Annotated in this window: 15 protein-coding genes; 2 read left to right on the top strand and 13 right to left on the bottom strand. The window is 57.7% G+C overall.

Annotated features, from left to right (window positions below):
* Nucleotides 1–7: 7 nt before the first annotated feature.
* From ONZ54_RS07530 to ONZ54_RS07500, 7 genes are all read right to left on the bottom strand, one after another.
* The gene (locus tag ONZ54_RS07530) at nucleotides 8–2,929 is read right to left on the bottom strand and encodes a hypothetical protein (protein ID WP_271787825.1); all 2,922 of its coding nucleotides are present in this window, start codon (nucleotides 2,927–2,929) and stop codon (nucleotides 8–10) included.
* Between the two features lie 588 nt (nucleotides 2,930–3,517).
* Nucleotides 3,518–4,027, bottom strand: coding sequence for a GNAT family N-acetyltransferase (locus tag ONZ54_RS07525; protein ID WP_005319210.1), 510 nt, complete (start codon nucleotides 4,025–4,027; stop codon nucleotides 3,518–3,520).
* Between the two features lie 32 nt (nucleotides 4,028–4,059).
* Entirely contained in the window at nucleotides 4,060–5,694 is a 1,635-nt protein-coding gene (locus tag ONZ54_RS07520) for a GNAT family N-acetyltransferase (protein ID WP_271787824.1), read from the bottom strand.
* The gene (locus tag ONZ54_RS07515) at nucleotides 5,694–6,308 is read right to left on the bottom strand and encodes a glutathione S-transferase family protein (RefSeq protein ID WP_125596650.1); all 615 of its coding nucleotides are present in this window, start codon (nucleotides 6,306–6,308) and stop codon (nucleotides 5,694–5,696) included. Before ONZ54_RS07515 ends, ONZ54_RS07520 begins: the two co-directional genes overlap by 1 nt.
* 47 nt (nucleotides 6,309–6,355) lie before the next feature.
* Entirely contained in the window at nucleotides 6,356–6,994 is a 639-nt protein-coding gene (pdxH, locus tag ONZ54_RS07510; RefSeq protein WP_059113935.1) for a pyridoxamine 5'-phosphate oxidase, read from the bottom strand.
* A 160-nt stretch (nucleotides 6,995–7,154) separates the two neighbouring features.
* Nucleotides 7,155–7,478, bottom strand: coding sequence for a hypothetical protein (locus ONZ54_RS07505; protein WP_131729775.1), 324 nt, complete (start codon nucleotides 7,476–7,478; stop codon nucleotides 7,155–7,157).
* Complete coding sequence (locus ONZ54_RS07500) at nucleotides 7,475–9,451, bottom strand: reprolysin-like metallopeptidase (protein WP_271787823.1); 1,977 nt, start codon at nucleotides 9,449–9,451, stop codon at nucleotides 7,475–7,477. Before ONZ54_RS07500 ends, ONZ54_RS07505 begins: the two co-directional genes overlap by 4 nt.
* 210 nt (nucleotides 9,452–9,661) lie before the next feature.
* Between ONZ54_RS07500 and ONZ54_RS07495 the strand changes: the two genes are divergently transcribed.
* A complete protein-coding gene (locus tag ONZ54_RS07495; RefSeq protein ID WP_058395689.1) occupies nucleotides 9,662–10,873 on the top strand; it encodes an RsmB/NOP family class I SAM-dependent RNA methyltransferase in 1,212 nt (403 codons plus the stop codon).
* A gap of 67 nt (nucleotides 10,874–10,940) precedes the next feature.
* Here ONZ54_RS07495 and ONZ54_RS07490 read toward each other — a convergent pair whose 3' ends face one another.
* Complete coding sequence (locus tag ONZ54_RS07490) at nucleotides 10,941–11,285, bottom strand: Grx4 family monothiol glutaredoxin (protein WP_005319230.1); 345 nt, start codon at nucleotides 11,283–11,285, stop codon at nucleotides 10,941–10,943.
* Between the two features lie 286 nt (nucleotides 11,286–11,571).
* On the opposite strand from ONZ54_RS07490, the gene sodB reads away from it, so the two are divergent.
* Complete coding sequence (gene sodB, locus ONZ54_RS07485) at nucleotides 11,572–12,156, top strand: superoxide dismutase [Fe] (RefSeq protein WP_005319233.1); 585 nt, start codon at nucleotides 11,572–11,574, stop codon at nucleotides 12,154–12,156.
* 116 nt (nucleotides 12,157–12,272) lie between these two features.
* Here sodB and ONZ54_RS07480 read toward each other — a convergent pair whose 3' ends face one another.
* From ONZ54_RS07480 to ONZ54_RS07460, 5 genes are all read right to left on the bottom strand, one after another.
* Entirely contained in the window at nucleotides 12,273–13,085 is an 813-nt protein-coding gene (locus ONZ54_RS07480; protein WP_181455187.1) for an MlaA family lipoprotein, read from the bottom strand.
* 77 nt (nucleotides 13,086–13,162) lie between these two features.
* A complete protein-coding gene (gene ccmI, locus ONZ54_RS07475) occupies nucleotides 13,163–14,431 on the bottom strand; it encodes a c-type cytochrome biogenesis protein CcmI (RefSeq protein WP_271787822.1) in 1,269 nt (422 codons plus the stop codon).
* Nucleotides 14,428–14,907, bottom strand: a complete 480-nt coding sequence (locus ONZ54_RS07470) for a cytochrome c-type biogenesis protein (protein WP_059112934.1) — start codon at nucleotides 14,905–14,907, stop codon at nucleotides 14,428–14,430. Before ONZ54_RS07470 ends, ccmI begins: the two co-directional genes overlap by 4 nt.
* 11 nt (nucleotides 14,908–14,918) lie before the next feature.
* A complete protein-coding gene (locus ONZ54_RS07465) occupies nucleotides 14,919–15,449 on the bottom strand; it encodes a DsbE family thiol:disulfide interchange protein (RefSeq protein WP_005319248.1) in 531 nt (176 codons plus the stop codon).
* Nucleotides 15,446–17,401: a heme lyase CcmF/NrfE family subunit gene (locus ONZ54_RS07460; protein ID WP_271787821.1), complete on the bottom strand. Its 1,956-nt coding sequence runs from the start codon at nucleotides 17,399–17,401 to the stop codon at nucleotides 15,446–15,448. The genes ONZ54_RS07465 and ONZ54_RS07460 overlap by 4 nt, the downstream gene beginning before the upstream one ends.
* Between the last annotated feature and the right edge of the window lie 2 nt (nucleotides 17,402–17,403).

The raw sequence follows: 17,403 nt of genomic DNA, 5'->3' as shown, positions 1-17,403 counted from the left end.
ACATCCGCTATTTCGGAATAAATGCATTCTTGTAGAAGGATCTGAATCCATTATCTGGCACTTGAAACTCAACCCCATTGTGCAATGACAATGAGGCATCGCCAGTCTTATTCATAATTGCGCCATAGCGCGCATAACCACTTTTGCCATCGTGATACATAAAGTCCATCCGCGAAACCAGATCATTGGTTTTCTTGAACAACCTGCCGACAATCGGCGAGTCTGAGGACATGGGATTATTGATGGTCCGCAGTAATTTCATACTGGTATAATCACCATCGTCATCCCGGGTCAGCAGATAATGGTAGCGAGTCTCGGGAGCCTGCAGACCACCTAACCGATAGATCAAATTCACGTTAGTACCGAGTGCCAGTGCATTAAGGCCTGATGTTATCGGTGCATCGCGCTGACCGACAAAGTCAGATATTATCCTGCGAGCTACACCACCTTTCACTTGATAGATATGTCGGGTAGTAAAGATAAGGAACATGGTCTCATCAAGGCCATTGATGGCAACCACATCCAGCGGATATTCTTGCCACTCTAGATTTAATTGACTCGTCAGCTCATTGCTACTTGTCGGGGCATCTTCCAGATGAGACGTCAAGAAGGCGCGCGAAAAACTTGAACTGTTGCCCAGAGCCACAAATATTGCAGCTCGACCGTTATTGCTTGCCTGACTCTCAACGGCATGCCAGCAGGTATGCAAATCGCTTAATGGATACCAGTTACTGATTGGTGTTGTGGCGCCCGCTGTGAAGAAATTCGATATATTTCCGTAACCTGGCTTCTGAATATTGGCAAAGTTATAAATCTTGCCATTTCTTGGAGAGGTTACCAATGCCCCTGGCTGAGTATAAATCGGGTTATCATGATCAGCGATACTTGGGACGTAATCCCAATCGGTATTCATGGTCTTTGCATCAAATGTACATACCAGAGTTCGCTTCCAGTAACTGGATACCCGGCAAATATATGCACCAAGGTCTTCATACTCAAGCCCCCGCGGTTTAATATATTCATTGGTATATCTCGCGATCGGGGTAGGTTTGATATCTTCTTTTTTTAGTAACGTGTAGAGCCACTGGGCGATGGCTACCACTATGCCTATCACCGCAATAATAATCCCCAAGGGGCCGGCAATGGCAAGCCCCATAAAAGAGGCAATGGTGACGCCCAACGCCACCGTGGCGACCAGCATGTTGATTGCAGCAAATATAATATCCCCAATATCCCCGCCCTCGACAGCCTGATATAGGTTATACGCTGCCAAGGCCGCCCCCAGCGCAGCCAATCCAACAAAACATATATTGATAACCCGAGCGATATTTTGAGTGGCGAGAAACATCTTGCTGGCTATCTGCCGCTCTATCACATTCGTAAGATGCTCGCCTTTGGCTGCAAGGTTGCTCAAGAATTGACTGAATTTCCCCATATTAATGGCTATGCTATTTATGATTCCTTCACCATTGCCATAAATAAACATGGTCACTTTATCAAGGAACCGACCGAGCTGGATCAGATTCAATGTCACATCAAAAAGGGCGGCCCCCAACTCCATCAAAGGAACAGGGTTGCTCCATTCCTCCCGCTCGGTCGCCGTCAACCAGGTAAAGTTGCCTACCCCCAGCAACAAGGTGAACACGGAAAGGAATGAATCTGTGGAGAAGGCAGCGGGAGCCACACCGGAGAAGGCTGTGGGAGCCACACTGCCCGTCGCCCCTGCCAGACTGGGGTACTGATTAAGAATACGCCGCTGGGCATCCCCATCCTGCAAGGTGCTCGTTCTCAAGCTCATATTATTCAGTTCATTCCAGAAGCTATCCGGACTATTTTGGTTGAAGAAATTGTTCCAGAAGGTGCGCTGAGTACCGCTTTCATTTCTCAGCAAGGTCACCACATCATCGAAATTTCTCCTGTTGGCCAGGACTGTGTATTTCTCGCTTTGGTGACCCCAGCTCATGTTCATGGCAAACCCGCTGTAAACAGAACCCGCCATGGTGCGTTCAAATGTTTTCAGCTCATCCTCGGTGATGCGACGACCGGATGAAATATTGAGTGCCCTTACTTTATTGATGGTGTTATATACTTTCCACATCGCTTTTTCAAACGATGAGCCCGATCCCAGATACTCCTGAACTTTAAAAGAACTGATAAGTTCGTCTAACACCTCATTCTTGGAGTAGTGTTCGATAAGTTGACGAGCCCAACTTTCCCCCCCTGCTTTGTAGGTGGTTAACTTTCCATTTTGACAATAATGGGTGGCGACAGAGTATAGCTGATCGATAATCTCTTTAAATTGCGCCCCCTTTTCTGCTTGCTTAATATTCGCATTTACCTTAACCATATCCCAAGAGTTATAAAGCTTCCGGTCAGCCACAGTGACATTAGTTTGCTTGCTATATGAGTGTTGCAACAAGCCACTTACATATTCAACCATGTTGTCAGTAAAATAGCGTCGATTGCTGGTGAAAATGGCGTTAACCGAGTTGATGCCATCACTCATTGTCAGCACTTTATCATTAGGCTTCATGCCAGCGCCCAAGTCTGCACTTAATGTGCCGTTCTGATACTGGAATTCGAACTTCATTAACTCTTGAAACATCACCTGGGCAAGATATTGAGCTTCATCAGTTTCTTGTACAAAGTTGACCCGATTCGAATCAACGGTGGGCTGGTTAGACGCCATCACGTAAAAGTCGATCTCATCCAGTTCAGCGAAAGTGCCACTATTCAGGATAGAAATGGCGGCCTTCACCGGGGCAGGAAAAACACTGCTCGCCGCCAAGCCAAGCAATGACATGGAAGAGAAAGTGAGGAAGTCGCGACGACCCTGTGAAACTTCACGATGAATAATCTCTGAAAGTTTTTTCATATAATATATCTCTATCCGTGCTCTATGGTTTTCCAGATTGCTCAGTTTCTTCATACAATAGCCGGGCAGGTCATATCATAATGACTGAGCATATGAGTGTTTTTAGGGTGACAGGTAAAAACAGGTGACCACATCAGCATAATTAATACGTAAGTGGCAACTACGCTACTGATACTTATAAAACAAAAGAAAATATAGATAATTAAAGCTACAGCAATCCAGCCACGCATCCTTGTTTGTATATTTTACAACCTACCTTCATATTCTCATTTGAGTCAAACATCAATAATGAGGTCAAACCAAAAAATGCTACCTGTTAGACAAAAACAGACTTTATTACGGGAAAAGTTGTAACAAGATATTGCGAAGGAAAAACCGCTTGAAAACAGGACTCCCCCCCAGGTCCGGTATTGGGTCAATGCTGCGGCATTGCTTGAAAAATCAGCGTAGCGTTTCCCCGAGACCAAAGGCTCCCGGGCACGCCTTCACCCATCCGGTTGCAAGGACGTGGAGCTCAGCCTCTGATGACAATGAAGGGGAAGGAGAAGGAAGAGAGGAAGAGAGGAAGCCAGATATAAAGAAGAAAGATCGCGTGCCCTGTCTTGATAACAAAACGGCAGCCTGAAGGCTGCCGTTCTTTGCTCATTGTTCTTCGGGGATCTCGTCAAACAGGGGGTGGTAGAGCACTTCGCCGGCCATGCCTGCCAGGCCACCTTCCTGCAGCTCCATCGCCAGAAAGCAGTCGGCGGGAACTTCATAGATGCAGTGCAGACCGAACTCACTGGCGGGACGAAAACCGAAGCGACCATAGTAGGTCGGATCGCCGAGCACCACCACCGCCTTCCAGTCCATCTCCAGCGCCGTATCCAGCCCCTCACGCACCAGATCCGAGCCGATGCCCTGCCCCTGCCAGTCCGGATGGACGGCAACAGGCGCCAGACCGAGCCAGGGCCCTTCCATGCCGTTAATGGTGATCGGGCTCAGCATCAGGTGCCCCATGAACTCGTACTCTTCCTCTTCAACCATGGTCACCACGGCAGCGCCACATTCACGCAGGCGGTTGACCAGTTCGGCCTCATCGGAACGGCCAAAGGCGGCGCTCACCAGTTCATAGACCGGCAGCATGTCGCCGGGGCGCTCGGTTCTCAGCATACAGCGTTACTCCTCGTACAGCAGAGCGGGCATTATTCCACAAAGTGCCAGTCGACCTGAGCACCTTTGTCCAGAAATGGGAGAGTGGACTCAGGAAAGCGAGCCGCAAGCAGCCGCAGTACCCCTTGCAAGGCCACCGGCGTCATGGCCGTGATGGCCTCACCGTAGGCCGCAAACAGCTCGGCATCGTCCTGTTCCAACCTTGCCAGAGCAAGCTCGGGTCCCTGATGCCAGCGCCCAGCCAGCTCATCGATGAGCTCTGGCAGCTCCACCAGCAGCCAGAGCTGATGATAACGCCCCGCGACCTTAGCCCCATCACGCCCCCCTGCCGCGGGCAGCCCTGTGCGGCGCGCCATCTTGTCAATCCAGTCGAGCCGCTGTTGCCGCTGCGTGCGGGTGAGCAGAACGGGCCCCTGGCGCAGCAGGCTGGTCAGTTGCAGCAGGCAGGCAAGCCCCTGCTCGTCCCTGTCTTTTAGCAGCAAGCCACCCAGCAGATGCAACTGCTCGGGCTCGACCTGCTCCAGCTGACTGAGCGGATGGCACACAATGTCGAACAGGGCCCCATCATAGAGTGCTGCACCTGGCAAGGTGGGTATGCACTTGTCATCCAGAAACAGGGTGAGCTGCAACGAGCCGTCATGACCCGACCCGGCCGGGGCATCGGCACCATGCAAAATAGCCACGGCCACCCGCTCGTTCGCCAGCCAGGGCGCCAGTTGCTGCATCACTGGCTCGGGCAGGGGGACGGCCCTGTCCAGTCGCCAATAGCTCACCTCGCAAGGCTGCTGGGCAGTTCGGGCGCGCAGCCCGCGATAGTGCATACCGAGTTTGGCCATCACCCGACCGGAGGCGAGGTTGCCCGGCATGTGACGGGCGGTCAACGCCGGCAGTTGCAAGGTGTCGAACGCAAATGACTTGACCAGCTGCGCAGCCCGGGTAGCCAGCCCCCGGTTCTGCCAGGGGACGCCGACCCACCAGGCCAGCTCGCCGTTCCAGTGCAGCGAAATCACCCCGACCAGTGGGGCCACTTCAGCCCCCTGCGGCAGCGTCATGGCCCAGCTCCAACCAAGCCCCAGCGCGCCCTTGCGCCCACTGCTGGCGAGCCAGTCACGGGCGCCTTCCGGCGGGTAAGGGTGAGGAATATTGAGGGTATAGCGGGAGAGCGCCTCGTCGGCACAGTAGCGCACCACCTCGGCCTCATCGTCGGCCAGCAATGGCCGCAACACCAGGGGGCTGCCAGAGGGTGACGCCAGACCGGATTCACGCAGCAGGGGCACGGCCAAGCGGCGGGCAAGCAGGCGCTTGAGCACGGCGCCCATGTCGTCATCCGCGGTCAGCACCAGATCGGCCCCGAGCGGCCCCAGGGTGAGCAGGCCGCTCTCCTTGGCCAGGGTCAGCAGAGAGGGGGACGCGCTGATCAGGATCTGACGGCTGGGGTCGACATGAGGATCCGCGCTCAGATCGCCGTCGAGCCAGGCCGCCAGCAGCCCGCTGGCGGACAAGATGCCATCAGGGGGACAGCCAGACCAGAGGTCAGCCCCCAGCCCCAGATGGGGTGCGCTCTCTTTGCACAGCAGCAGTTTCCAGCAATGACCCTGCTGCTGCCAGGCTTGCAGCACAGGAGACCAATGGGGTTGCCACAGCGCCCGCTCGATAAGCAGCTCCATCAGCTTGCCTGACAGGCTGCAGGCAGGCTCAGGTGACGGGGATGGGCCTCGAGGCGGGCGATCCAGGCCCGGATGGCAGGCCAGCCCTGCAAGGAGAAGATCCCCTCCTCCGCCACATGGGTGTAGGCATAGAGAGCCATGTCGGCGATGGTCGGCATCTGCCCGCACAGGTAGGGACTCTGTTTCAGCTGCTGCTCCATCACCGCCAACGCCTGCTCGCCACCGGCCTTGAGGCCATCGAGCCGTGCCTCCTGAGATTCCGGCCGCCCCAGATAGTGGACGATGAAGCGCGCCACGGCTATGTAGGGCTCGTGGCTGTATTGCTCGAAGAACAGCCACTTGAGCACCTCGGCCTGCTGGCGGGGATCTGCCGGCCAGAGCGTGGAGCCCTGCGCCAGATAGAAGAGGATGGCGTTGGATTCCGCCAACGTATCCCCTTCATCGATGGCCAGCACGGGGATCTTGCCGTTGGGATTCATGGCCAGAAAGGCCGGGGTTTGGGTATCACCGGCCTGTATATCCACCGGTACCCAGGTCAGAGGCAGCTCGAGCCAACGGGCCAGCAGCCACACCTTGTAACAGTTGCCGGATCTCAGGTCGCCATACAGACGCATACAGACTCCTTGTCAGCGCAGGAGATTGAACAGGATAAAACAGACTCTCAGGGTGCCAGACGCTCTATGTGCCAGCCATTCCCCTCGCGGGTGTAGTAGAAGCGATCGTGCAGGCGATGCTCGCCCCCCTGCCAGAACTCTACCGTGTCGATCACCACCCGATAGCCGCCCCAGAAGCTCGGCAGCGGCACTTCGCCATTGGCAAACTTCTGCTTGAGCTCGAGGAACTTGGCCTCCAGCACGCCGCGGGCCGAGATGCGGGTCGACTGCTTGGAGACCCAGGCAGCTATCTGGCTATCCTTGGGGCGACTATGGAAGTACTTCATCACCTCGAAGGTGCTCATCTTCTCCACCCGGCCGGTGACGTGCACCTGGCGGTCCAGAGTGTGCCAGGGGAAGAGCAGGCTGATGCGGGGGTTGCCTTCCAGCTGGTGTGCCTTGCGGCTACCCATGTTGGTGTAGAACACCATACCCTGGGCATCGTAGTGCTTGAGCAGCACGGTGCGCTGCCAGGGTTGCCCCTCGGCATCCACGGTCGCCACCACCATGGCGGTGGGATCGGTCAACTTGGCCTCGCAGGCCTGTGCCAGCCACTTCTCGAACAGGGCCAGGGGGTCGGCCGGTAGATCGGCCCGGTGCAATCCGCCCCGGGTGTATTCACGGCGCAGATCAGCCACATCCATCATCTTGATTTTCCTTCTCTCTTTTTGCCGCCGATGCGGCCATGCGTGCTGGCATTGTGCGACGAGCACGCCATGGGTACAAGCCTCGGGGCGGTCAAATGCCAGCGCCAAAAAGAAAGGGAGGCTTGCGCATCCCCTTTTCTGCCCACACCCGGCTGCGGGCTTATTGCTTCCCGGCAGCCGGTGGACAATGGGCCAGCATGCGCTGGTTATACTCGGCCGCATAGGCCCTCAGCCTGGCCTGAACCTCTTCCTGACCGGGTCTGATGACATCTCCCAGTCCATCGAGGTAGCGCACGCCACAACGCGCCTTGGCAGCTTCCTGCTCACTTGCCGCAATACCGGGCGCCACTTCACCGCGCCCGGCCCGCACTATCAGCCGGTAATCCTGCCTGGCAAGGCTGGCGCTGACCGTCTGCTCCAGGGTGTCGGCATCCGCCTGACATCCACCAAGCAGGGTAAGCAGCAGCAAGCCGGTGGCTCTCATGCCCGCCTCCGTTGCCAGCCGAACAGGGCCAGCGCCAGTGCCCAGAAGCCCAGAGAACCACCGCCACCACCACCCGAGCTGCCGCCACTTTGCGCAACTGGCAATTTGAGCGGGCTGATGGCGAAGAAGATGTTGTCGCTACAGGCCACCTTCAGCCTGACGCTGCTGGTGAGGTTGGTCGGCAGAGTCACGGTAGCCGAGCCACTGTTGGGTTGGCTGCTGGCCAGGGTCGACCAGTTTGCCCCCTCGTCCTGAGTCACTAGCAGGTCTACCTTGCTGCAGTTGATAGGCGCAGCATGGGTGCCTGCCACATCCCAGCTGACGGCCTGGCTCGCCCCCGGCGTCACCGTCACGCCCAACGGGCTGGTCAGGCGGAAGGCGCTGCCGGTGTTGACCACCTGCACCTTCATATCATCGCTGGCGACGCCGCCCTGGCCATCACGCACAGTGAGACGGAAGTTGAGCTCCCGGTTGGTGGTGGGCCAGGCCTCGCCCTTGGCCAAGGTACCGGTCAGCAAGGAGGGCAGGCTTGGCAGGATCCGCTCCGGCGAACTGGTCGGCGAGACGAACCGGAACAGCGGACGGGAACCGTCATCGATCATGTCGAGGGCGCTGCTGGACTCTGTGCCCAGATCGATCTGCTCCCAGGTGTAGGTCAGGGGATCCTTGTCCAGATCCGCCCCGGCACCCTTGAGCACAAACGGGGTGTTGGCGGGAATGATGTGGCTGGCACCCGCTGCGGCCTGAGGTGCGTTGTTGCTGAGGCTCAGTGTGGTACCACAGGTCGGCACAGTGGCCATGTGCGCCCGCATCTGCTCGATGGATTTGCTGTGGAAATAGGGGTCACTGTGGGGCTGGATATTCTCGTCATCACAGATACCGGCATAGGCCATGATGGAAGTGCCGCTGCCCGGTTCAAACGCCTGCTCGGCGACCCGGTTGCCCCCACCACAACTTTTGGTAGTGCCGTTGAAGGTGTGGTCGGCACCGAACTGGTGGCCGATTTCGTGTGCAACATAGTCGATAAAGAAGGCATCTCCCACCGGGGTGGATGAGCCTGTCATGCCGTCCGATTTGGTGGCAGTACAGAGCACACCCAGTCCGGCCAGACCACCACCGCCGGTGTTGACCACATGACCTATGTCGAATGGCCCCAGCGCTCCGCTAGGCAAGGTCTGCGCAGTAGCCTGTACCTGGCCGTTGACATCGACATCCGTGTCGTCATTGCTGAACGGATCGCTCGCCGGATCGGTAAAGATGATGGCGTCATTGCCGCTGGCCAGCTGGAACTCGGCCCCCACATCGCGCTGATATACCTCGTTCACCCGGTTGAGCAGGGTGGCAATCGCCCCCATGGTCAGCACCTTGGAGCCACCGTGGAACTGGGTATACTCTCCGGCTGCCGAGATGGCGATGGTATAGCGCTTGCGCTCGTTGCCATCCACCTGCACCTTGCGGGCCAGGGTGTTGGCGTCATGACCGATCACCTTGTCGGCCTCCTCTTCCAGCCGGCTGTAGGCATCCTGCTGGTAGTAGACGGCATAGCCTTCGGCATTGGGCAGCGGATCGACGAACACCATCTTGCCCTGATGGCTGAACATGGCGTGGAAGCCCTGCGGACCAAGATCAAAACGGCCCGTCTCTACCGGCGCAGCCGGATTATGACCCTTGAAGGTCAGGATATCGGGATACTTGACGACAAGATCGGCGGGCAGCAGGTCATAGGCCTGCAGCGCGAAGGTCACTTCCCCCCCGTCAGGCAGGGGCAAGGTCAGCTGGCGTCCCCCGGCCTGCAGTCCGGCAAAGTAATCGAGGGGCACCTTGGCCACCCGAAACTGGTTCGCCCGCACGTCATAACCGTCAGTCACCGTGGCGCGCGCCGCCACAGTGCTCCACTCATTGGCCGCAAGGCCACCAGAGCTCATCAGGCTGGCCACAACCAGCGCCAGGGGCGAATATTTCATCAACTGCATCTTTTTAGTCCTTTTAAATGCACTCAGCTGAACAACCATCGGCATCATTTTCCTGCTGGTCCGATTAGTCCAGCGCCATCGTCTGTACATTCCCCGAATGGGGAGTGTTGCGCCAACCCTGTCTAACCCCTATCATTGCGCGGATTTATCAGTTTTAGAACCGCGCTCGATAGGGAGGCGGTTCATCTTTATCTGGCCAAGGTTAATCTCATGCTCAAGTCCCCACTGTTGCCCCGTTCCGGGGATCTGGTCGTTGCCATAGTTGACGATGTATTAGGCCAGGGTCTCACCCTGGACAGAGCCTATGCACGCCACTTCTCCGGCATCGAAATCAAACCACAAGAACAGGCAAGGATTGCCCTGGTCACCGGCGACCTGCTGCGTCGCCTCAGCCTCTACTGCGCCCTGACAGGTATTCAGGTGCGTCAGGCCGAAAAAAACGTCTGGCCACTGCTGCACAGTTGGCACGCCTTCCACAAGATAGTTCAGTCCAACCACCCGACCCTGGATCGCTTCAACGAAGAGGCATTCCGTCGCCGCCTGACAGAAGCGAAGAAAAATCCGGTGCTGATGGATGGTTGCCCTGCCTGGCTGGAAAAACTGGGCAGCGAGCAGTTGGGCGAGGCCTGGCCTGCCGAGCGCGCCGCCCTGGCCTGGATGCCCAAGCGTTACCTGAGGGTCAACACCCTCAAATGCACACGGGAGCAGCTACAAGCCGCGCTGGCCAAGGAGCAGGTCAACACCATTCCGGTTGAAGGGGTCGCCACCGCCCTGCAGGTCACCTCTGATGCGGCCCTGTTTCGCACCAAGGCGTTTGCCGATGGCTGGTTCGAGCAGCAGGACGCAGGCTCCCAGCTGGTTGCAGCGGCGCTGGAAGTCACCCCTGGCATGCGAGTCATCGATGCCTGCGCCGGTGCCGGTGGCAAGACCCTGCACATCGCCGCCATGATGGAAGGCAAGGGCCGTCTGCTGGCAATGGATGTGGAAGAGTGGAAGCTGGAAAACCTCAAGCAGCGCGCCCGCCGTGCCGGTGCCCACAACGTGGAAACCCGCGTCATCGAGAGCAGCAAGACTGTCAAGCGCCTCAAAGGCACTGCCGATCGCGTACTGCTGGACGTGCCCTGCTCCGGTCTTGGAGTTCTCAAGCGCAATCCGGATGCCAAATGGCGCGACACCGCCGAGCGACTGCCGGTGCTGGTAGCCTTGCAAGAGGAGATACTGCAGCGTTACAGCCAGATGGTGAAGGTGGGGGGTCTGCTGGTCTATGCAACCTGCTCCATCCTGCCCCAGGAGAACCGTCAGCAAGTAGACAAGTTCCTGGCTGCCAACGACAACTATCGTCTGCGGGATGACCACACAGTCAGCCCGTCAGCGACCGGCTTTGACGGCTTCTATATGGCTCGCATCGAGCGCATCAGCTGATCCCGTCTGCCGTGAATAAAAAAAGGGGAGCCATTGGCTCCCCTTTTTGCATGATGCAGATGCGACCTTATTCGGCAGCAACGTCATCCTGCTTGTGCTTGGCGGCAGTTTCCTTGATCAGGGTCTGCAGCTCGCCGGCCTGGAACATCTCGATCAGGATATCGCAGCCACCGACCAGCTCACCCTCTACCCACAGTTGCGGGAAGGTGGGCCAGTTGGCGAACTTCGGCAACTCGGCACGGATGTCCGGATTTTGCAGTATGTCGACATAAGCAAACGGCTCGCCACAGGACATCAGAGCCTGGGAGGCCTGGGCAGAGAAACCGCAGCTGGGTAGCTTGGGGGAACCCTTCATGTACAGGATGATGGGATTGTCAGCCAGCTGCTGTTTGATCTTTTCAATAGTTTCCATAGGTGCCTCACTAGAGCGATTTCGGCGGCCATTCTACTGCAATCCTTGCAGACCACAAACTGACAAACCGTCCTGGATGCAAGAAGTGATGAATCAATACGCCGTAGCTTGATCCGGATCATGGCGAGAATCAAGAGTTGTTAGCCCATCTTTGATGCTGGTACAATCGACGGGCTTTGGGCCATCTGGCCCCATCATTTCAAGAACAATTCTTTTCAAAATAGAAAAGAGTACGCAATGTCTTGCAACCGTCGCCTTCGCACGGCTAGCCAATGGAGAGTAGAAAATGGCTTTCGAACTTCCCGCTCTGCCCTACGCAATCAATGCCCTGGAACCGCACATCTCCCAGGAAACTCTGGAATATCATCACGGCAAGCACCACAACACCTACGTGGTCAACCTGAACAACCTGGTGCCAGGTACCGAGTTTGAAGGCAAGTCTCTGGAAGAGATCATCAAGACCTCCACTGGCGGCATCTTCAACAACGCCGCCCAGATCTGGAACCACACCTTCTACTGGCACTGCCTCTCCCCGAACGGCGGCAACGAGCCGACCGGCGCCCTGGCTGATGCCATCAACAAGGCGTTTGGCTCCTTCGCCGAGTTCAAGGATGCCTTCACCAAGTCTGCCATCGGCAACTTCGGTTCCAGCTGGACTTGGCTGGTGAAGAAAGCCGACGGCTCCCTGGCCATCGTCAACACTTCCAACGCCGGTTGCCCGCTGACCGAAGCCGGTACTACACCGCTGCTGACCGTCGACCTGTGGGAACACGCCTACTACATCGATTTCCGCAACCTGCGTCCGAAGTACATGGAAACCTTCTGGACCCTGGTGAACTGGGAATTCGTGGCCAAGAACCTGGCTGCCTGATAGCCGCTTCTTGCCAAAACGCCCCGCACTGCGGGGCGTTTTTTTTATGGCAGAAATGAGCCGGCAGCAGATATAAAAAGGCGCCCGAAGGCGCCTGTTATCGACAGCCAGTGGCATCACTGGTCTATCTCGTCCAGATAGTCATCCAGATTGGCATCGTCGGCTTTCTCCGCCGGCGTCTGCTTGAACTCGGTCTGACGACCGGTCACTTTGTTCTGGTTGTGCTGCAGATAGAAATCCTTGGTCAGGGCATAAGGATCGAGCGCGTTGTCGATGATCCTCTCCTGATCGATCAGCTTGGATCGAGTACCCAATCCATCCAGCATCCAGTGGGTGACTCGCAGCGGCAGCGTCAACAGGGCATAGGGGAAGTAGATGGTATCTATGGTATCCCCCACCAGCTTGCGCGTCGTGGTAGGACCGTAGACGGGCACCATCAGATAGGCACCATCGCCGATGTCGGCACGACCCAGCACTGTATTGAGTTCCAGCTTGTCGCGTTCGAGCCCGGCATGCTTGGCCACATCGAAGATACCCAGCAAACCGATAGTGGTGTTGAGGGTAAAGCGGCCGAGGTTGGTCCCCGCGCCTTGCAAGTCACCGGTGATCAGGTGGTTGACCATGCTGCTCGGCTCGTTGAAGTTCTCAACCAGGTTCTCGATGCCATCCTTCATGCCTTGCGGAATATAGCGGGCATAGCCATGCACCACGGGGCGGGCCACATAGGGCTCCAGCACATCGTAGTTGACCACCCACATGGCCCGGTTTGCCCCCTGGAAGGGATCGCGGCCATCGCTGGCAGTACTGGTCGCCTCGGGCCGACCCGGTGCTTCATTGAGATCAAGACTCTCGGGGCCCGGCTTGGGTGGGCCACCCGCACAGCCTCCCAACAACAATGCCGCCATCAATGCCACTGAACGCACATACATATGGAAGTCCTAGTTTCTTATTGTGATTAATCCGAATTATAGGCACCCGCCCCATAGAGGGGCGGGGCAAAGGGGTATTAGAGGGCGTGATCGATACGGATGTCAATCGGCGCTGAAGGAATCGCATCCGTCGGGATAGATGTCGATACCCCTTCGAACGCCCCTTCCTTGTTCATGACGTTGCCGCCGCGAGAAAGCCGTGCCTTGAACTGCAGTTGCGGATAGGCGGAAAGCTTGCTGCCCTCCATCATGGCATCACCATCCCCCAGGGAAAGGGTGACAGGCAAAGTGGGTCCTGCGATGCGCTTCACGGCAATGGGCATGGGCGGTCCATTGGGCACCACGGCAAAAACGAACAGATGAGCATCTTCCGGCATCTGAATGCCGGCAGCCAGGGTGACATGGATCGGAAACTCCCCTTTCTTCACCTCCAGCTGTTGCCCCTGCTCATCACTCTTGTTGGCTGCACCAGGGGTCATCACCGCTATGCCACGCTGTTTCAACTGCTGCTCGGCATAGTCGATGGAGCGCTCCACCATGGCGTAGCGGGTCGAGCCCTTCTCCATCAGCGGCAGCATCTCGCGCCAGCGCATCAGCGCTGTCTTGAAGTCCTCTTTTTGCAGCGCCATGAAGGCATAGACGGAGCGTGCCTCTATGTTGGCCGGATCCAGCGCGATGGCGCTGCGCAGCAGCTCATCGGCCTGGGCGTCATCCCCAGTCATCATCAGCGCCTGGGCGTAGGGCACGGCTACCATGGTCTTCTGCGGAGCCAGATCATAGGCGCGCTCAAGGGCCTCGCGGGCCATGTCAGGATCATTGCCATCCAGCGACAAACGACCCAGCAGCAGCCAGCCACGGTAATCATTCGGCTCGTCTTTCAGACGAGTGCGCAACGCCAGCATGAAGTCCAGCAGGTCCTGCTCGGTCACCTGGGCATCCCGTTCGACCAGAATGCGGTTGCTCAGCTCACCCAGTCGACTGCTTGCATCCTGCCAGCGCTGGACTTCCTGCCAGGCGCCCAGCTTGTAATAGAGCCCCAGACTCACCCCCACCAGCACCAGCACACCCGGGATCCAGCTCAGGCTCTTGCCGCCACGGGCGCTCTGCTCCACATCGGGGATGTCATCCAGCAGGCTGCGTTGCAGCTCGACCAGGGATTCCGGCTCCTCCGCCAATATTCCTTGCTCGCGCTCTTCGCCGATTTCCAGCAAACGCTGACGATAAAGCTGCTTGTTGAGAGCCGAACGGCTGATGCTCTGCTTGCCCTCTCCACGCCACAGCGGCATCGCCAGAGTCAGACTCACCAACACCAGCAAGGCCGCGATCACAATCAAAAATGCGGTCATTGTTTCTCTTCCTCTTTGAGCAGGGCAGCCAGACGTTCCTGCTCCTGTGCGCTCAGGGCGCTATCCGCCTGTTTGGCCATGACGGGACGACGGCGACTGCGCACCACCACAGTGACGGCGCCAATGACGATGACCAACAACGGGCCGAGCCAGAGGATCAGGGTCGACGCCATCAGCGGCGGATTATACAAAATGAAGTTGCCGTAGCGGGCGACCATGTAGTCCACCACTTCCTGCTTCTCCTTGCCCTCACGTACCATCTGGTAGGTCTTGTCCCGCAAGTCCTTGGCAAGCCCTGCATTGGAATCGGCGATGTCCTGGTTCTGACACTTGGGACAGCGCAACTCGCGGGTCAGCTCGCGAAAAGTCTGCTCTTGCGCGGGAGTGTCAAAGGTATAGACATCAATCGCAGCCAGAGCCGGTCCTGCGCCACCCAATCCTGCCAGCAACAGCAGGGAGGCAATCAGTGTTTTCATCAGGCGCCTTCTCATTTCATGGACTCGAAGATGGGCTTGAGGGTAGTGGCCCAGACTTGTGGATTCACATCCCCCACATGGCGATAGCGAATGATGCCCTGACTGTCGATAAAGAAGGTCTCGGGTGCCCCATAGACACCCAAATCCAGCCCCAGCATGCCATCCGGGTCATACAGGTTGACCTGATAGGGATTGCCAAGCTCGGTCAACCAGCGGATGGCCTTGTCCCGCTCATCCTTGTAGTTCATGCCGACAATGGGGATGCCCTGCTCCGCCAGTTGCTTGAGGTAGGTGTGTTCGCCGTAGCAGGTCGGGCACCAGGTAGCCCAGACGTTGAGCAGCATGGGGCGCCCCTTGAGGATGCTGCGATCATGCTGCTTGTTCAGGTCGTAGATGTCCTGCAGGGTGAACACGGGCACTTCCTTGTCCACCATCACTGACTCGAGCTTGGTGGGGTCGGAATAGAGCCCTTTGAACAGGAAGACAGCACCCAACAGAAAAATAATAAAGGGGATCAGAAACAGCCAGGTCTTCTTGTTCATGCCTTGGCCTCCTCTTCACGACGGCCAAAACGGTAACGCTTGTCCAGCATGGCCAGCACGCCGCCAATGGCCATGAAGACGCCACCGAACCAGATCCAGCGCACGAAGGGTTTGTAATAAATCCGTACCGCCCAGGCGCCGTTGTCCAGCTGCTCGCCGAGCGCCGCATAGAGATCTCGGGTAAAACCGGCGTCAATCGCCGCTTCCGTCATCGGCATCCGGCTCACTGTGTACATCCGCTTCTCGGGTTTGAGCAGGGCCACCTGCTTGCCATCTTTGTGAACTTCCAGCACACCTTTGAAGCCGTCGTAGTTGGGGCCATTCTTTTCCCGAATGCCGGTGAAAACAAACTCGTAATCGGCAAACTGCACCCTGTCACCGGCCTGCATGCGCAGATCTTTTTCGATGCTGTAGTTCTGGGTACAGGCGATACCTATGATGCTGACGGCCAGCCCCACGTGACCCAGGATCATGGCCCAATGGCTGTTGCCCAGCTTGCGCACCCCAGTAGCGAAGGAGTGCTTGTGGGTGGCGCGTACCCAGGTCTCCTGGATGCTGGTGATGATGATCCAGGTCCCCAGCCCAATTCCCACAGCAGCCCAGGGCTTGAACGCCTCGGCCAGCCACAGTGGCAGCAAGATGGCGGCGACCAGACTCAGAACCAGGGCAAGGATCACCTTGCCCTTGAGTTCGCCCAGCCCCTGACGGCGCCAGCGAAACAGCGGGCCAACCCCCATCAGCAGGGCAAACGGAATGATCAGCCAGCTGTAGATGTGGTTGAAGAAGGGAGTGCCGATGGAGATGCTGCCAAGTCCCAGCTCCTTGTGCACCAGCGGCAACAGGGTGCCGAGCAACACGGTGAGCAGACCCGCCACCAGCATGATGTTGTTGCCGAGCAGCAGGGTCTCGCGGCTCCACAGCTCGTGCTTGCCGTGGCTCTTCACCTGCGAGCCCTTGAAGGCGAACAACAAGAGCGAGCTGCCGATCACCGCCAGCAGGAAGCCCAGAATGAACAGGCCGCGGGTCGGGTCGGAGGCAAACGCATGCACCGACACCAATACGCCGGAACGCACCAGGAAGGTGCCGAGCAGGCTCAGGGAGAAGGCGGAGAGTGCCAGCAGCACTGTCCAGGCCTTGAAAGTAGCCCGCTTCTCGCTTACCGCCAGCGAGTGCAGCAGGGCAGTACCTGCCAGCCAGGGCATGAAGGAGGCGTTTTCTACCGGATCCCAAAACCACCAGCCACCCCAGCCGAGCTCGTAATAAGCCCACCAGGAGCCAAGCACTATGCCCAAGGTCAGGAAGACCCAGGCCGCCATGGTCCAGGGACGGGACCAGCGCGCCCAGGTGGCGTCGAGACGCCCCGTCATCAGGGAGGCGATGGCAAAGGCAAAGGCGACCGAGAAGCCCACATACCCCATGTAGAGCATGGGCGGATGGAAGATAAGACCCGGATCCTGCAACAAGGGGTTAAGATCGCGGCCATCCACAGGGAAGTAAGGCAGGGTCCGGGTGAAAGGGTCGGAGGTAAAGAGCACGAAGGCGGTGAAACCAACCGAGATAAGCCCCAGAACCCCGAGCACCCGCGCTACCGCATCGAGCGGCAGGCTGCGGCTGAACAGGGCCACCGCTGCCGTCCAGCCTGCCAGCGTCAGTACCCAGAGCAGCAAGGAGCCCTCATGGGCCCCCCAGACGGCAGAGATCCGATACGCCAGCGGCAAGAGGGTATTGGAGTTGGTGGCCACATACTGCACGGTAAAGTCGTGGTCGATAAAGGCCCAGGTCAGGCACAGAAACGACAGCAACAGCAGCAAAAACTGGGCATAGGCCAGCGGACGGGCGGTCGACATCATGCCAAGGCGCCCCCACTGAGCGCCAAGCAAGGGATAAACCCCCAGCAAGATGGCGGTGGCAAAGGCCAGGATCAGTGAAAACTGCCCTAATTCCGGGATCATTT

Origin of the sequence: Aeromonas salmonicida, assembly GCF_028355655.1 — a bacterium.
Classification (GTDB): domain Bacteria; phylum Pseudomonadota; class Gammaproteobacteria; order Enterobacterales; family Aeromonadaceae; genus Aeromonas; species Aeromonas salmonicida.
This window is presented reverse-complemented; position numbering and strand designations above follow the sequence as displayed.

Coding starts and splice junctions, on each gene's coding strand:
- ONZ54_RS07530 (WP_271787825.1), bottom strand. CDS start 2,929: ATGAAGAAACTGAGCAATCTGGAAAACCATAGAGCACGGATAGAGATA.
- ONZ54_RS07525 (WP_005319210.1), bottom strand. CDS start 4,027: ATGCTGAGAACCGAGCGCCCCGGCGACATGCTGCCGGTCTATGAACTG.
- ONZ54_RS07520 (WP_271787824.1), bottom strand. CDS start 5,694: ATGGAGCTGCTTATCGAGCGGGCGCTGTGGCAACCCCATTGGTCTCCT.
- ONZ54_RS07515 (WP_125596650.1), bottom strand. CDS start 6,308: ATGCGTCTGTATGGCGACCTGAGATCCGGCAACTGTTACAAGGTGTGG.
- pdxH (WP_059113935.1), bottom strand. CDS start 6,994: ATGATGGATGTGGCTGATCTGCGCCGTGAATACACCCGGGGCGGATTG.
- ONZ54_RS07505 (WP_131729775.1), bottom strand. CDS start 7,478: ATGAGAGCCACCGGCTTGCTGCTGCTTACCCTGCTTGGTGGATGTCAG.
- ONZ54_RS07500 (WP_271787823.1), bottom strand. CDS start 9,451: ATGCAGTTGATGAAATATTCGCCCCTGGCGCTGGTTGTGGCCAGCCTG.
- ONZ54_RS07495 (WP_058395689.1), top strand. CDS start 9,662: ATGCTCAAGTCCCCACTGTTGCCCCGTTCCGGGGATCTGGTCGTTGCC.
- ONZ54_RS07490 (WP_005319230.1), bottom strand. CDS start 11,285: ATGGAAACTATTGAAAAGATCAAACAGCAGCTGGCTGACAATCCCATC.
- sodB (WP_005319233.1), top strand. CDS start 11,572: ATGGCTTTCGAACTTCCCGCTCTGCCCTACGCAATCAATGCCCTGGAA.
- ONZ54_RS07480 (WP_181455187.1), bottom strand. CDS start 13,085: ATGTATGTGCGTTCAGTGGCATTGATGGCGGCATTGTTGTTGGGAGGC.
- ccmI (WP_271787822.1), bottom strand. CDS start 14,431: ATGACCGCATTTTTGATTGTGATCGCGGCCTTGCTGGTGTTGGTGAGT.
- ONZ54_RS07470 (WP_059112934.1), bottom strand. CDS start 14,907: ATGAAAACACTGATTGCCTCCCTGCTGTTGCTGGCAGGATTGGGTGGC.
- ONZ54_RS07465 (WP_005319248.1), bottom strand. CDS start 15,449: ATGAACAAGAAGACCTGGCTGTTTCTGATCCCCTTTATTATTTTTCTG.
- ONZ54_RS07460 (WP_271787821.1), bottom strand. CDS start 17,401: ATGATCCCGGAATTAGGGCAGTTTTCACTGATCCTGGCCTTTGCCACC.